Source organism: uncultured Methylobacterium sp., assembly GCF_964244095.1.
GTDB lineage: Bacteria > Pseudomonadota > Alphaproteobacteria > Rhizobiales > Beijerinckiaceae > Methylobacterium.
The window spans coordinates 1-12,466 of the sequence record NZ_CAXTHR010000121.1; the positions used below are offsets into that span (position 1 = coordinate 1).

General features: G+C 72.7%; 14 protein-coding genes and 1 pseudogene. 10 read left to right on the forward strand and 5 right to left on the reverse strand.

Features of this window, described 5'->3' with window-relative positions; all coding sequences use genetic code 11:
• The 8 genes and pseudogenes from ACFE86_RS16905 to ACFE86_RS16940 all read left to right on the forward strand — a co-directional run.
• A partial coding sequence (locus ACFE86_RS16905) for an FAD-binding protein (protein ID WP_375456493.1) occupies nucleotides 1-1,102 on the forward strand: 1,102 nt, incomplete at its 5' end.
• A gap of 27 nt (nucleotides 1,103-1,129) precedes the next feature.
• Entirely contained in the window at nucleotides 1,130-1,375 is a 246-nt protein-coding gene (locus tag ACFE86_RS16910) for a DUF433 domain-containing protein (protein ID WP_375456494.1), read from the forward strand.
• Nucleotides 1,372-1,743 carry a DUF5615 family PIN-like protein gene (locus ACFE86_RS16915; protein WP_375456495.1) on the forward strand — a complete coding sequence of 124 codons (372 nt, stop codon included), beginning with the start codon at nucleotides 1,372-1,374 and terminating at the stop codon, nucleotides 1,741-1,743. Before ACFE86_RS16910 ends, ACFE86_RS16915 begins: the two co-directional genes overlap by 4 nt.
• 13 nt (nucleotides 1,744-1,756) lie before the next feature.
• Nucleotides 1,757-1,933 (forward strand): annotated as a pseudogene (locus ACFE86_RS16920) (succinate dehydrogenase iron-sulfur subunit); the annotation flags it as partial.
• A gap of 39 nt (nucleotides 1,934-1,972) precedes the next feature.
• A complete protein-coding gene (locus ACFE86_RS16925) occupies nucleotides 1,973-2,233 on the forward strand; it encodes a hypothetical protein (RefSeq protein ID WP_375456496.1) in 261 nt (86 codons plus the stop codon).
• Nucleotides 2,230-2,691 (forward strand): type II toxin-antitoxin system VapC family toxin, encoded by a 462-nt coding sequence (locus ACFE86_RS16930; protein ID WP_375456497.1) that lies wholly within the window; start codon nucleotides 2,230-2,232, stop codon nucleotides 2,689-2,691. Before ACFE86_RS16925 ends, ACFE86_RS16930 begins: the two co-directional genes overlap by 4 nt.
• 151 nt (nucleotides 2,692-2,842) lie before the next feature.
• Entirely contained in the window at nucleotides 2,843-3,646 is an 804-nt protein-coding gene (locus ACFE86_RS16935; protein WP_375456498.1) for a succinate dehydrogenase iron-sulfur subunit, read from the forward strand.
• A 148-nt stretch (nucleotides 3,647-3,794) separates the two neighbouring features.
• Nucleotides 3,795-4,379 carry an AprI/Inh family metalloprotease inhibitor gene (locus ACFE86_RS16940; protein WP_375456499.1) on the forward strand — a complete coding sequence of 195 codons (585 nt, stop codon included), beginning with the start codon at nucleotides 3,795-3,797 and terminating at the stop codon, nucleotides 4,377-4,379.
• A gap of 11 nt (nucleotides 4,380-4,390) precedes the next feature.
• On the opposite strand, the gene ACFE86_RS16945 is transcribed toward ACFE86_RS16940, so the two are convergent.
• Entirely contained in the window at nucleotides 4,391-6,187 is a 1,797-nt protein-coding gene (locus ACFE86_RS16945) for an outer membrane beta-barrel protein (protein WP_375456500.1), read from the reverse strand.
• A 168-nt stretch (nucleotides 6,188-6,355) separates the two neighbouring features.
• Between ACFE86_RS16945 and mutL the strand changes: the two genes are divergently transcribed.
• On the forward strand, nucleotides 6,356-8,335 hold the full coding sequence (mutL, locus tag ACFE86_RS16950) for a DNA mismatch repair endonuclease MutL (RefSeq protein WP_375456501.1): 1,980 nt from the start codon (nucleotides 6,356-6,358) through the stop codon (nucleotides 8,333-8,335).
• 13 nt (nucleotides 8,336-8,348) lie between these two features.
• Here mutL and ACFE86_RS16955 read toward each other — a convergent pair whose 3' ends face one another.
• A complete protein-coding gene (locus ACFE86_RS16955; protein WP_375456502.1) occupies nucleotides 8,349-9,116 on the reverse strand; it encodes an NAD kinase in 768 nt (255 codons plus the stop codon).
• 86 nt (nucleotides 9,117-9,202) lie between these two features.
• On the opposite strand from ACFE86_RS16955, the gene cutA reads away from it, so the two are divergent.
• The gene (cutA, locus tag ACFE86_RS16960; protein ID WP_375456503.1) at nucleotides 9,203-9,550 is read left to right on the forward strand and encodes a divalent-cation tolerance protein CutA; all 348 of its coding nucleotides are present in this window, start codon (nucleotides 9,203-9,205) and stop codon (nucleotides 9,548-9,550) included.
• Here the strand turns inward: cutA and ACFE86_RS16965 are convergent.
• The 3 genes from ACFE86_RS16965 to ACFE86_RS16975 form a co-directional block, all read right to left on the reverse strand.
• Nucleotides 9,529-10,662, reverse strand: coding sequence for a glycosyltransferase (locus ACFE86_RS16965; RefSeq protein ID WP_375456505.1), 1,134 nt, complete (start codon nucleotides 10,660-10,662; stop codon nucleotides 9,529-9,531). The genes cutA and ACFE86_RS16965 overlap by 22 nt on opposite strands.
• A gap of 11 nt (nucleotides 10,663-10,673) precedes the next feature.
• Nucleotides 10,674-11,444, reverse strand: a complete 771-nt coding sequence (locus ACFE86_RS16970) for a lysophospholipid acyltransferase family protein (RefSeq protein WP_375456506.1) — start codon at nucleotides 11,442-11,444, stop codon at nucleotides 10,674-10,676.
• 135 nt (nucleotides 11,445-11,579) lie between these two features.
• Nucleotides 11,580-12,466 (reverse strand): phytoene desaturase family protein (locus ACFE86_RS16975; RefSeq protein ID WP_375456504.1); only part of this gene is annotated, 887 nt, incomplete at its 5' end.

Below are 12,466 nucleotides of genomic sequence, written 5' to 3' on the forward strand. Positions count from 1 at the left end.
GCGCGCCGGCCTGCCGCTGCAGGACATGGAGTTCGTGCAGTTCCACCCCACCGGCATCTACGGCGCCGGCTGCCTGATCACGGAGGGCGCGCGCGGCGAGGGCGGCTACCTCACCAATTCCGAGGGCGAGCGCTTCATGGAGCGCTACGCCCCGTCCGCGAAGGATCTGGCGTCCCGCGACGTGGTCTCGCGCTCGATGACCATGGAGATCCGCGCCGGCCGCGGCGTGGGCAAGGGCTCCGACCACATCTTCCTGCACCTCGACCACCTCGACCCGGCGATCCTGCACCAGCGCCTGCCGGGCATCTCGGAATCGGCCAAGATCTTCGCGGGCGTCGACGTGACCCGGGAGCCGATCCCGGTGCTGCCCACCGTGCACTACAACATGGGCGGCATCCCGACGAACTATCACGGCGAGGTGCTGACGCTGCGCGACGGCAACCCCGACACCGTGGTGCCGGGCCTGATGGCGATCGGCGAGGCGGCCTGCGTCTCGGTGCACGGCGCCAACCGCCTGGGCTCGAACTCGCTCATCGACCTCGTGGTGTTCGGCCGCGCGGCGGGCCAGCGCTGCGCCGAGATCGTCGAGCCGAACGGCCGGCCGATGGATCTGGCCAGGGATTCCGCCGACAAGGCGCTCTCCCGCCTCGACCGCTTCCGCTACGCCGACGGCGGCACGCCGACGTCGGACCTGCGCCTCGAGATGCAGAAGACGATGCAGAACAACTGCGCCGTGTTCCGCACCGGCGAGGTGCTGGAGGAGGGCAAGGGCCTGATCCACAAGGTGTGGTCGGCGTGCGCCGACATCCGCATCACCGACCGCTCGATCGTGTGGAACACCGACCTCCTGGAGACCCTGGAGTTCGACAACCTGATCGGGCAGGCGGTGGTGACCATGGAATCGGCGGCCAACCGCACGGAATCGCGCGGCGCGCACGCCCGCGAGGACTTCCCCGACCGCAACGACAAGGAGTGGATGAAGCACACCCTGTGCTGGCTCGACGAGACCTCGCAGAAGGTCTCGATCGACTATCGGCCGGTGCACGCCTACACCATGTCGAACGAGATCCAGTACATCGAGCCGAAGGCGCGGGTGTATTGATCCAGATCTATCGAGTCGGAGCGCGTGATGACACGCACGTTTGCAGAGTTTCCGCGTATCACGACCGATCCTCGGGTGATGAGGGGCAAAGCGTGCATTCGTGGAATGCGCGTAACGGTCGGCATGATTCTGGGAAATCTTGGTTCCGGAGTTTCGATCGACAGGCTTCTCGAACTCTATCCCTACATCGAGCGTGAGGATGTTCTGGAATCGATCCGCTACGGGGCATGGCTTGCGTCAGACCGCGAGATCACGCCGGTGGCGGCGGCGTGAAATTCGTGATCGACGTGAATCTCTCGCCGGAATGGGTTGGGTTGCTTGCGACGCAAGGTCATGATGTCGTTCACTGGCGAGACATCGGAGCGATCGATGCCTCGGACGACGACATTCTAGCCTGGGCCGTTCAGGAAGACCGGATCGTCCTGACCGCGGATCTGGATTTTGCTACCGCGGTGGCCACGCGTGGATTGAGAGCCCCAAGTGTCGTGCAGGTGCGAGCGGGAAGTACCGATCCTTCGGTCGTCGGGGGCTTCGTGGTCCAGTCCATTGCCAATGCCGGCCCCGCACTCGGGGGCGGCGCGATCCTCACGATCGATCCCGGCCAAGCGCGCCTCAGGCCCGGCCTAGGCGCGATCTCATAGACGGACAGAAGACATGGCCGAATTCTCCCTCCCCAAGAACTCCCAGATCACCGAGGGCAAGTCGTGGCCCGCGCCGGTGGGGGCCAAGGCGCTCAAGGAGTTCCGCGTCTACCGCTGGAACCCGGACGACGGCGCCAACCCGCGGATCGACGTCGATCAGGTCGATCGCGACGCTTGCGGGCCATCGGTGCGGATGTCGTGAGGCGCGATCAAGGAGGAGCGCTCGGCCATGGATGACATCGTCCTGCGGGATCTCGACGCGGAGATCGTCTCGAAGCTCGCGGAGCGGGCGACGGAAAACAACCGGCCGCTCGAACGGGAGATCGAGCACCTTCTTCGCCAGGCGCTCGACCCAGCCGGCGAGTTTCCCGATCGCCGTCGCGACGCGGCAAGGCTCGCAGCGCGCGCGCGCGACATTGCCGCGATGACGCCGGCCGGGGTCGTGCAGACGGACAGCGTCGTTCTCATCCGCGAGGCTCGTGACCGGTGAAGGTCGTTGCCGACGCCTGCGTCGCCGTCAAATGGTACGTCCGGGAGCCGGGTTTCGAGCAGGCCGGCATGCTGCTCGATGCACGCGTCGATCGGATCGCGCTCTGCGCTCCCGACATCTTCGTCGCCGAGACGCTGAACGCGATCGCGCGGAAGGTCCGCGCCGGCCAAATGACAGAGCGGCAGGCGCAGGACGCCGTCGATCACCTGAGGTTCCTCGCCGTCCCACCGGTTTCCACCCCTTCCCTCATGGACCGCGCCCTGCATCTCGCGCTCCGGCTGGACCACGCCGTCCAGGATTGCCTCTACCTGGCCTGCGCCGAGCATCTCGGCGCGGCCTTCGTGACAGCGGACGATCACTTCCTGCGAAAGCTGCGGGACCCCGTCGGCCCGGCGCGCATCGTGCCGCTGGCGAACGTGGCGGGCTTCCTCGCAGCCCTTCAACCAGGTTCGGCTTAGGGCGCGATGCGTTTCCGTGGACATCGGACCCTGCTCTAAGTCTTGATGAAGGAATGATGTTTTTGCAGAGCTGGGTCTCGTTTTGCCCCGTCATGCGCCAACCGAAGCCGACGGTATCCCGCACGGCATCCTCAACGCGGATCATTCTACGATGGCCGAATTCTCCCTCCCCAAGAACTCCCAGATCACCGAGGGCAAGTCCTGGCCCGCGCCGGTGGGGGCCAAGGCGCTCAAGGAGTTCCGCGTCTACCGCTGGAACCCGGACGACGGCGCCAACCCGCGGATCGACACCTATCAGGTCGATCGCGACGATTGCGGGCCGATGGTGCTCGACGCGCTCCTGTGGATCAAGAACAAGGTCGATTCCACGCTGGTGTTCCGCCGCTCCTGCCGCGAGGGCATCTGCGGGTCCTGCGCCATGAACATCGAGGGCCAGAACGCGCTCGCCTGCACCATGGGCATCGACGAGTGTCAGGCGCAGGCCAAGGGCCGGAAGACGGCCGCCGTGAAGATCTACCCGCTGCCGCACATGCCGGTGCTGAAGGACCTCGTGCCCGATCTCACGAACTTCTACGCCCAGCACGCCTCGGTCGAGCCCTGGCTCCAGACCGAAACGCCCGCGCCCGAGCGGGAATGGCAGCAGACCCCGGAGGACCGGGCCAAGCTCGACGGGCTCTACGAGTGCATCCTGTGCGCCTGCTGCACCACCTCCTGCCCGAGCTACTGGTGGAACGGCGAGAAGTTCCTGGGGCCGGCCGCCCTGCTCCAGGCCTATCGCTGGCTGATCGACAGCCGCGACGAGAACACCGGCGACCGCCTCGACGCGCTCCACGACCCGTTCAAGCTCTATCGCTGCCACACGATCATGAACTGCGCCAACGCCTGCCCCAAGAGCCTGAACCCGGCAAAAGCCATCGCCGAGATCAAGAAGATGATGGTCGAGCGCACGGTGTGAGCGGCGCCGAGTGAGGCCGCCCCGCCACACGCCCGCGAAAAGCCGCGGGCGCGGACGCTTCCGCGGCCTCCCGCCTTGCCGCCAGCGCATTTGCCCTCGACGCAAGAGGGTGAAGGGGCGCCTCGGAGCGTCGGGGAAGTCAGGGCCGATGCCGCGCCAGCACCGTTCGACGATCGCCGTTCTCGCGCTGGCGGCAGGGCTCGGCGCCTGCGCCTCCCAGCGATTCGACGGGCCGCGCACCCGCGGGCCGGCGCCGCAGGCCGCCCTCGACACCATCGCGCCGGCGATGCCGTCGGGCGCCGTGACCTCGGCGCCGCTCGCCCCGCCGCCGGGGGCCTCCGCCGCGCCGGACGAGCGGCCCATCGGCGCCCAGGCGGCGCTCGCGCCCCCCGCTTCCAACGTCGTCCCCGAGCCGGTCGTCGCCCCGCCGCCGCCGCCGCCCGTGGCGGCGGGCGGGCGCGCCTCGGTCGTCGGCGCCTGGGACGCCAAGGACGCGACGGGGGCGAGCTGCAAGGTGACGCTGTCGAGCGCGCCGGCGCTCGACCTGTACAAGGCCTCGGCCGCGGGCTGCCCCAACAAGGATCTGGCCAAGGTCACCGCCTGGGACTTCCGCGACGGCGAGGTCTACCTGTACCAGCAGGGCGGCACGGTGGCCGCGCGCCTGCGCCAGGGCGGCGGCGCGCTCGACGGCGCGCTCACCAAGTCCGGCGCCGCGCTCGCGCTGGTGCGCTGAGGCGTCCCGCGTCAGGGGTTCACCCGCATCCCGAGCAGGAAGGTGTTGTCGGAGAAGCTCGCGCTCGCCACCGAGCTGGTGATCTCCTGGTAGAGGTAGCTGCCGCGCAGCATCAGCCAGCGGTTGAAGCGGTAGTCGAGCCGGGCGGTGGCCGAGAACCCGGTCTCGCGGATCGCCACGCCCTGGTAGTCGTTGCGTAGGTACGCGCCGCCGACGACGAGCGCGAGGTTGCGCAGCAGGTCGTGCTGCACTTCGAGCGTCGCGGTCTGCGTCCGCACGCCGCTGGAGCCGACGACCGTGGTCTCGGTGATCCCGGTCTGCGCGTTCAGGCGCACGGTGGTGAGCGGGCTCGCCGCCCAGACCAGGGCCGCGCCGAGGATCGGCGCGTCGAGGTCGCGCAGGCTCGGATCGACGTAGGTGCGGTGCTGGAGCCCGGCCGAGACCTCGCCGCTGACCGAGCGGGTGAAGGCCAGCGTCGCGCCGAGCGAGGCCGCGATGCCGTCGGAATCGCGCCGCAGGCCGTTGGTGTCGCGCCGCAGGTCGTAGACCCGCGTGTCGGCGAGCAGCTCGACGAACGGGCTCACCTCCGGCGTGATCTCGTAGGCCGCGCGCAGGCGCAGGCCGTACTGGTTCTGGTTGCGGTCGGCCTGGGCGATCACCGTGCCGTCGGAGAGCCGCGCGTCCTCGAACTCCGAGCGGTCGACCGAGCCGCGCAGGCTCACCGAGAGCCGGTTGAAGGTCTGCGTCGCGCCGAGCGAGCCGCCGTAGGTGGCCACGGTCGGCCGGTTCGTCGCCGTGACGGCCTGGAGGTTGGCGCTCCCGGTGCGCTGGGTGTCGACGACGAAGCGGGTCTCGGCGTCGAGCCGCAGGTCGCGGGCGGCGTCGATCCGCAGGCGGACCGTGCCGGCCGCGTTCGGGCGGCTCGCCGCCTCGTTCTGCGGCGTCTCGAGGTAGCCGGCGCGCAACTCGCCCGCGAGTTCGCTCGTCGACCAGTCCGAGCGGAAGTTCAGCTCGCCCTCGCTGCGCAGCGCCACGGAGCCCTTGGCGAGCTGCGGCGCGGCTTGGTCCGGGTTGGTGTCGTAGCCGAGGCTCTGGGTGAAGGTCGGCAGGAATGTGAAGCTGCCGAGCCGGATGCCGAGCGGCGCGTAGGCGTCGTCGACGGCGAGCGGCCGGCGCAGGGCATTGGCGAGCAGCGCGCCCGGCGTGAGCACGCCGTTCAGCGCCAGCCCCGGAGCCTGCGGCTCCGGCGGCAGCGGCACGCCGACCACCGGGTTCTGGATCACCGGCGAGAGGCGCAGGGCCGGCGCGGGGATCTGCGTCACCTCCTGCGTGGTTCGCCGCGTCGCCGTGCCGATGCGGCGCGCCGGCGCCGCGCGCTGGCGCAGCAGGCCGGTCGGCGCGCGGTTGTTGGCGCCCGAGGTGGCGCCGCCGGTGCGGCTGCCCGCGGCGCGCACCCGCGTGTCCAGGGCGGGGGTGCCGGCCTCGGCCCCGGTCGGGCCGGACAGGCTCGCGCCGCCCGACGTGAGGCCGCCGGAGGATTCGCCCCCCGAGGCCGCGCCGGCCTCGCCGCTGCCGAGCCGCGGCGGGTCTTCCGACAGCCGGTTGCGGCGCAGCATCGGCAGGCCGTCCCGGCCGGGATCCTGGCCGAGGCCGGGGTTGTCGGGCTGGCCGCCGACCGGGCTCAGGGCCTCGAAGCGCGTGGCCTGCGCCAGGGCCTGTCCGGGGAGCGCGGCGGCAAGCAGCAGCGCGAGGCCGCAGGCCAGGCCCGCCTCCCGTCGCCCGTCGCCTGCTGCCCCCGCTCCCCGCACCGGATGCCGACTCCCCGCCCGCCGCCTGGGATCGGGGGCGGTCGCCCCGCGCGCCGATCCCGCATGGTTAACGAGGCCTAGCCCGGCGTGGTTAACGGCGGGTCAACGGCGCTGCCGCGGAACGCGCCGATGGATCGGCACGCGGCATGAGCCTATACCGGTGGAGCCATGTCCGCCCCTTCGCCCGCCCCTTCGCCCGCCCCTTCGCCCGTCCGCCGCCTCGATCCGATCCTCGTCGACCGCATCGCCGCGGGCGAGGTGGTGGAGCGGCCGGCCTCGGCGGTGAAGGAGTTGGTCGAGAACGCGATCGATGCCGGCGCGCGCAGCATCGCCGTGACGATCGAGGCCGGCGGCCGGCGCCTGATCCGCGTGGTCGACGACGGCGCCGGGATGGGCGCCGACGACCTGCTGCTCGCCGTCGAGCGCCACGCCACCTCGAAGCTGCCGGGCGGCGACCTCACCCGCATCGCCTCGCTGGGCTTCCGCGGCGAGGCGCTGCCCTCGATCGGCGCGGTGTCGCGGCTGGCGATCACCACCCGCACGGCGCACGCGGCATCGGGCGCGGCGCTCACCGTCGAGGCGGGCCTCCGCGGCGCGCTCCGCCCGGCGCCGGCCGCGCGCGGCACGCGCATCGAGGTCACCGACCTGTTCGCGGCCACGCCCGCGCGGCTGAAGTTCCTCAAGTCCGACCGGGCCGAGGTCGCGGCGGTGGCCGACATCGTCCGGCGGCTCGCCGTGGCGCAGCCCGCGATCCGCTTCACCCTGGCGAGCGAGGGCGGCACCCCGCTGGTGCTGCCGGCGCTGGCCGGGCCGGACGACGCGGCGGCCGGCCTCGCACGGCTGGCGCAGGTGCTGGGCGCGGAGTTCGCCGCCAACGCGCTGCCCGTGGCGATGGCGCGCGAGGGCTTCGCGCTCACCGGCCATGTCGGGCTGCCGACCTTCCACCGGGGCTCGGGCAGCCACATCCACTTCACGGTCAACGGCCGGCCGGTGCGCGACCGGCTGCTGCTCGGCGCGGTGCGCGGCGCCTACGCCGACACCCTGCGCTCCGACCGGCACCCGGTGCTCGGCCTCGCGATCGCCTGCGACCCCGGCCTCGTCGACGTCAACGTGCATCCGGCCAAGACCGAGGTGCGGTTCCGCGATCCGGGGCTGGTGCGCGCGCTGGTGGTGAGCGCGATCCACGAGGCGCTGCGCCGCGGCGGCGCGCGCGCCTCCACCGGCGTCGCCGCGCGCACCCTGGAGGCGCTGCGGCCGGCGGGCGGGCTTCCGTTCGCGCAGCATACGGGCGCGGGCGCGCCGAGCCTGTTCGGCGCGGCGCGCCGCGGCGCCTTTCCCGTCGGCACCGCCTCGGTCGCCGCGCCCTCCGGCTTCCACCGGCCGCCGCATCGGGATGGGCAAGCGGATGTCGGCGAAACGGGTTTCGGCCAGGCGGATTTCGGCGAAGCGGCGCAGGCGCTGCTGGCGCGGGCGGACGACCTCGCGCCGCCCGCAGCCGACGCGCGCGCGGCAGGGGAGGGGGAGGGGGCCGACGCCCTCGACCATCCCCTCGGCGCCGCGCGGGCGCAGCTGCACGAGACCTACATCGTCGCCCAGACCCGCGACGGCGTGGTGATCGTCGACCAGCACGCCGCGCACGAGCGCCTCGTCTACGAGCGGATGAAGCGCGAGCGCGCGGCCGGCGCCATCCTGCGCCAGGGCCTCCTGATCCCGGAGGTGATCGAGATGGCGCCGGCCGCCGCCGGGCGGCTGGCCGCGGCCGCGGCCGACCTCGACCGCCTCGGCCTGACGCTGGAGCCGTTCGGGCCCGGCGCGGTGCTGGTGCGCGCGGTGCCGGCCGCGCTCGCCGGCGCCGCGATCGGCGACCTCGTCGCCGACATCCTCGATGCGCTGGACGAGAGCGGCGTGGAGGAGGGCGGCGCCGGCGCCCTGGAGGACGGTCCGCTCGGGCGGCGCCTCGACGCGGTGCTCTCGCGGATGAGCTGCCACGGCTCGATCCGCGCCGGCCGGCGCCTGCGCCCCGAAGAGATGAACGCGCTCCTGCGCGCCATGGAGGCGACGCCCAATTCCGGCCAGTGCAACCACGGCCGCCCGACCTTCGTCGCGCTCAGGCGCGGCGACATCGAGCGCCTGTTCGGCCGGCGCTGATTTTTCTGAAGCGTCAGCCGAACTGCTCGCGCAGGATGCGCTCGTCGAGGCTGTGGCCGGGATCGTGCAGCAGCACGAGGTCGGTCGCCCGGTCGAGCCAGGTCTCGACCGTGCAGACCCGGCGGAACTCGGTGTGGTCGGCCACCGCCGCCACGGGGCGGTGCTCGGCGTCGAGCACCTCGATCCGGATGCGGGCGTGGTCCGGCAGCAGGGCGCCGCGCCACCGCCGGGGCCGGAAGGCCGAGATCGGGGTGAGCGCCAGCAGCTTGGCGTTGAGCGGCAGGATCGGCCCGCCGACGGAGAGGTTGTAGGCGGTCGAGCCGGCGGCGGTGGCCGCGAGCACCCCGTCGGCGATCAGTTCGGGCAGGCGCACCTGCCCGTCGACCGAGATCCGCAGCCTCGCCGTCTGGTGGGTCTGGCGCAGCAGGTAGACCTCGTTGATCGCGCGGGCCCGGTGGCAGCGCGCTTCCGTATCGTGCGCCTCCATCACGAGCGGGTGGACCACGCTGCGATGCGCCGCCTCCAGGCGCCCGAGCAGGTCGTCCTCGCGGAACTCGTTCATCAGGAAGCCGACGGTGCCGCGGTTCATGCCGTAGATCGGCTTGGCCGCGTCCATGAAGCGGTGGAGCACCTGCAGCATCACGCCGTCGCCGCCGAGCGCGACGACGACGTCGGCCTCCTCCGGCGGGACGTGGTCGTAGCGCCGCATCAGGGCGGCCACGGCCTCGCGGGCATCGGGGGCCGGGCTCGCGACGAAGGCGACCTTGTGGAAGCGCGGCATGCGTGGCCAGGAACACCGACGTTGACGGGAGCCCCGCGGGAGGCTCAACCGGGGAGCCCGGTCCCGTTCCGAGGGAGAGCCATAGCATGGAGCGTCCGCTCCTCGTCTATACCACGTTCCCGGATGCCGAGACGGCGCTCGCCGTGGGCGAGGCGCTCGTGCGCGCGCGGCTCGCCGCCTGCGTCAACGTGCTGCCGGGCATGCGCTCGGTCTATGCCTGGAACGGCGTGGTCGCGCACGGCACGGAGGTCGTGGCCATCCTCAAGACCCGCGCGGGGCTGAAGGACGCGCTCGCCGCCGCCCTGAAGGCGGGCCACCCCTACGCGACGCCGATCATCCTGCACATCGACGTCGCCGACGCGGATGCGGGCACCGCGGCCTGGCTCCTGGCCGAGACGCAAGCGGCCGAGACTCAGGGCCCGCCGGCCGGGTAGCTGCGGCCCTTCCACACCGCCGCCCCGGCGCGCTCCCGGCGCAGCAGCACGTTCCACTGGATCGCCAGCGCCACGAGCACGGCGGCCGGGTGCAGGGGAATGGTCGCGACCGGCTCGTGCGCGACGAGGGTGATCGCGGTGCGGGTCGCGAGCGACACGGCGAGCGCCGCCAGCGCGAGCAGGAACGCCGCGTCGGAGAGAGCGCCGAACAGGCCGGCGAGGACCAGGAGCACGGGCAGGACGTGCCCGAGGCCGAGCAGCGCGGTCCAGACGGGCAGCGCGCGCGCCGTCGCCATGCCCTCGTGCGCGTTCTTCGAGAAGCCCGCCCAGCATTCCGGAAGGTTCGCGTACATCCGGCAATCGGCGAGCGCGTGGCCGGCGACGAGGTCGGTGCGGTGCCCGGCGGCCCGGAGCAGGCGCGGCAGGCGCACGCCGTCGTGCAGGAACCCGCGGATGGCGCCGTGGCCGCCGATCCCGGCATAGGCCTCGCGGCCGATCAGGACGAGCTGGCCGCAGGCCGCACCGAGGGCCGGCCGCAGCGAGGCGCGCATCATCGCCACCGGCAGGTAGCCGACGAGCAGGAAGTTGATCATCGGCACGGTGAGCCGTTCGCCGAGCGATCCCATCACCTGGCGCGGCACGCCGCTGACCAGGGCGGCGCCGGTCCTGCGGGCATGGGCGACGAGGCCGGCGGCGGCCAGCGGCCTCAGCCGCACGTCGGCGTCGACGAACAGGAGGTGGCGCCCCCGAGCCTGCGCGGCCAGGTGCGCGCAGGCGTGGTTCTTGCCGGTCCAGCCCTCGGGCAGGCTCGGCACCGGCACGAGGCGCAGGCGCGGGTCGCCGGCGGCGGTCGCGGCGACGATCGCCGCGGTGGCGTCGGTGGAATGGTCGTCGCCGACGAGCACCTCGATCTCGACGCCGGCGCTCGCCAGCGCCGCCCGCACGGTCTGCGCGATGTTGCCGGCCTCGTTGCGGGCCGGGATCAGGATCGAGACCAGTCCCTCCGTCGCCGCATCCGGCTCGGGCGTGCGCAGCAGGGCGAGGTTCATCGCGGAAAGCAGCGCCGGCAGGAGGGCGGCGGCGAGCGCGAGGACCGCGAGGACGAGGAACAGGAGGTCGGCGATCACGGGGCGGTCTTCCCCGAGGTCGCATCCCGGCGCGCGGCCGCCCGGTGCCCCGGCTCGAACCGGCGCCCGCGCAGGGCGGCGGCGAGCCGGCGCCAGCCGTCGTAGATGCCGCCGACGCCGCGCGCGCCCGAGACGAGGTCCTGGAACCGCTCGGGATCGCGGGCGACCACGTCGGCACCGAGCCGGTCGAGGAGGGCGGCGAGGTCGGCTTCGAGGCGCGCGAGGCGCTCCGCGCGGGGCAGCGCGAGGAGGTCGCGGCCCGAGACCGGCGCGCCGAACGCCGCGAACGCCTCCGCGCCGCGCTCGTCCCAGAAGGCGTATTCCAGCGCCATCGGCACGAACACGGCATCCGGCGCGATCTCGGCGAGCCGGGCGACGCCGGCACGGAGATCCAGCGGCCGGGCGCGCACGTCGGCGAAGCGCCCCTGCGCGGTGATCCACATCAGGCTGCCGGGCCGGGCCAGGACCCCGCGAGAGGCGGAAAGGAACTGCGCCGCGCCGCGCGGCGTGTCGAGGGCGACCGCGAAGGCGCCCATGCGCCGGAACACGCCGTACCGCTCCAGCATGCGCGCGTCGAACGGGGCGTAGCTCGCGCGCTGCGGGAACAGCCGCCCGGCAAGCAGGATGATCACCGCGGCGTCCCACCAAGCCGGGTGGTTGCAGTAGACCACCACCGGGCCGTCACTGAGCGTCGGCGGAAGGCCCCAGCGCGGCAGGCGGAGGGCGTTGAGGTGGCGGCGCAGGAAGCGGTCGAAGTAGGCGACCATGAACCGCCACACCAGCGGCGAGGCGGGCTGCGGTGCCGGGGACCGGCGCCTGCCGGACGGGAACGGATCGGCCACGCGCTCAGCCTCGGGCCATGTCCGGCGGCGGTTCGACCGGGCTGCGCGCCGGGGCGCGGGTCAAGCGGATTCGCGTAGCTGCCCGCGGGCGTCGGCGTCGTGCGCGTCCGCCGCGATCCAGCCCGACATCATCACCATCGGCATGCCCGGCCCGGGATGGGCGGCGCCGCCGGCGAGATACAGGTTGCGCACCTGCCGCGAGCGGTTGCCGGGCTTGAACGCGCCCATCACACGCCCGTGCGAGGCCAGCCCGTAGATCGCACCGTTGAGGACGTGATAGCGGTCGTGGATGTCCTGCGGCGTGAGGTGGCGCTCGACGACGATGCGTTCCTCCAGGTCCGGCATGCCCGCGGTGCGCTTGAGCTTGTCCAGGATCACCTGCCGGTAGGCCGGGAACATCGTCGTCCAGTCTTGGTGCGGGCGCAGGTACGGCGTGTGGACGAGGACGTAGAGCGCCTCGCCGCCGTCGGGTGCCACCGACGGGTCGGTGGAGGAGGGGGCGGCGAGATAGGCCGTCGGGTCGGGTGCCGGCTCGCCGCGGCGGTAGATCCAGTCGAATTCCTCCTCCGGGTCCTTGGAGAAGACGAAGTCGTGGTGGTTCAGGTGCTCGTAGCGGCGATTCAGGCCGAGATAGAGCACCACGCCGGAGCAGGCCGGCTCGGGGTTCTTCTTCGCGTAGGCCCTGCCGGGCGCGCCGCCGACGAGGTCCGTGTAGGTGCGCACCGAATCCATGTTGGAGATCACGGCGTCGTAGGGAGTGACCCCGTCCCTGGTCCGCACGCCGCGAGCTGCACCGTTGGCGATGTCGATTCCCAAAACCTCCTCGCCGGGCTTCAGGGTCGCGCCGAGTTCGGTGGCGAGCTTGGCCAGCGCCTCGGCCACCGCGCGGGTACCGCCCATCGGGTACCAGACGCCCTCGGCGGTCTGCATGTGTGCGATGGCGCAGA